General features: G+C 34.3%; 1 protein-coding gene and 1 pseudogene. Both read left to right on the top strand.

Annotation, left to right across the window (positions count from 1 at the left end; genetic code table 11):
- A pseudogene (locus WBN21_RS00780) lies at positions 1 to 312 on the top strand (n-acetylgalactosamine-4-sulfatase); the annotation flags it as partial.
- 308 nt (positions 313 to 620) lie between these two features.
- Positions 621 to 2273, top strand: a complete 1653-nt coding sequence (locus WBN21_RS00775; RefSeq protein WP_424197410.1) for a sulfatase — start codon at positions 621 to 623, stop codon at positions 2271 to 2273.
- The last annotated feature ends 76 nt before the right edge of the window (positions 2274 to 2349 follow it).

Here is a 2349-nt window from a genome sequence, read left to right as displayed (position 1 = left end):
CCACGTGTTATTTCACGCTTTGATTATGGAGGACCTCGAGTAATTGAAGATAATCAATTAGGTTTTTGGCGCGTTAAGACAGAAAAGGGGAATTATCGAATTACTTTGGATTTACCAGAAATAGAGTCAAATGGGGTGGCACACATCAAATATAATGATGTGCATGTATCGCTTCCTATTAAGAAAAATCAAAAGCAAGTTGTTTTTGAGAAAGTCGAATTATCAGCCAGATTAGGAAATTTTCATGCGTATATAAAAACAGACCGATTACCCATAGGTCCACTCTTTGTAGATGTTGTAAAAATTAATTAGTATTTAGCTAATCAGTTTTTTTAACTAAAAGGCTTCCTATTAATTGATATCAATTTCAAAAGGAATACCTAACAGTTTTATCTTTTTTAGCTAAAGTTGTGTTTTTGTAACGGTTTTTTCCAAAAGTAATTATTAAAGCTGAGCAACCAATAGTTTTAATTAGTATAGCAAACGGGATAAAATAGTTATGCTACTGGATAAATATGGAACTTATTGGATTGATTATTTGTTATTTCTTTGAGAACATATAAGTAGAGCTACTTGTTTTCTGTAGTTTTAAAAAGAGCAAACTAAATTTAATACTAAAAATGAGATTATTCAAAATTATTTTTCTGTTAGCAATTGTTGTCGGCTGTAAATCAAAAACAGAGCAAAAGGAAGAACCAAAGAAAAAACCAAATATTTTATTCCTTGCTATCGATGATTTACGCCCTGAAATTGGTGCTTATGGATCTGATATTGCAATCACACCAAACTTAGATAAACTGGCAGGCAATGGCTTGTTGTTTAATAAAGCCTATTGTCAAGAACCTATATGTAGTCCATCAAGAGCTAGTTTAATGACTGGTGCAAGACCAGAAACGATTAATGTTATTGAGAATTTTACATATTTCAGAGATATTAATCCTGATATTTTAACCTTACCGCAACATTTTTGGGCCAACGGTTATGAAACCACAAGTACCGGTAAAATATATCACAATGACAAGTTTGGTGATGCTGAATTATCATGGAGTAGAAAACCTGCTTATGATAAAATGACTGTTGAAAAAGCTAATACACCTGGCGGTTTTGCGCTTCCCGAAAACCAAGCCATGTTCAAAAAAAATCAAGCGGACATGATTGCCAAATATGGCAAGGATGCACCAAGAAATGGTTTAGGAAAAGGGCCTGCTTATGAAAATGCTGATGTCCCCGATTATTTTTATGAAGATGGATACAATGCAGAATTAGCAATTGCCACATTAAAAGATATGCTTGAAAAGAATCCTGATAAACCTTTCTTTTTGGGTATGGGCATGAAAAAACCACACCTAGATTGGCTAGCACCTACAAAGTATTGGGATTTGTATGATCCTTCGAAAATTGAATTAGCTAAACAAACTGAAGGACCAATTGACGGTGCTGCAATGGGTCTGCATCCGTCTTTCGAATTACGTGCTAGATATGGGATTCCTAAAAAGGGACCTATAGATGATGAAATGGCGAGAACTTTAAAGCATGCGTATTTGGCCTGCGTTAGTTATGTAGATGCACAAATTGGAAAAATGATTGATGCTTTGGATGAAGCTGGAGTTAGAGATAATACAATTATAATTGTTTGGAGTGACCACGGATGGCATTTGGGAGATATGGGTATATGGGGTAAAGCTACCAATTATGAAATAGCGACTAGAGTGCCTTTAATAATATGGACACCAGATATGGAAAAAGAAATACGAGGAAAAAAATCGGAAGCTTTAGTAGAATTAGTAGATATGTATCCAACACTTTGTGAATTAGCAGGGATCGAAAAACCAAAACATTTGGAAGGCCAAAGTTTTGTTCCATTATTAACAGACCCGAATCTCGAATGGAAATCGGCTGCTTTTAGCCAGTTTCCAAACCCAGCGTTAAGGGAATGGGCAGCAAATCCATTATCAAAAGGAATGCGCGAAACATATTTTGGACCATTAATTGAAGAGGTTGAAGAACGTATAATAAATCAACAAGGCGATAAATGGGATAGAGATTTGTTTGAAAATAATGTAATGGGATATTCCATGCGCACCAATAACTATAGAGTGATAATTTGGAAAGATTATAAGAACCCTGAAAAAGCGCCACTTTTTGTGGAATTATACGACCACGTGAATGACCCTACTGAAACTAAAAACATAGCTAGTCAAAACCCTGAAATTGTTGAAGAGTTAGTAATCCAATTTAATAAAGGATGGAAAGGTAATCTTGCAAAAATTTAAATGTCCAAATTATTAATGATTTACCCGTTAAAGTTTAGAATGAAAAAATTAGTATTTGTTTTATTAATGCAAGGAG

Origin of the sequence: Algibacter sp., from assembly GCF_049667265.1 — a bacterium.
GTDB lineage: Bacteria > Bacteroidota > Bacteroidia > Flavobacteriales > Flavobacteriaceae > Algibacter_B.
The sequence above is the reverse complement of the archived record's forward strand: the minus strand, read 5'-3'. Positions and strand labels throughout refer to the sequence as shown.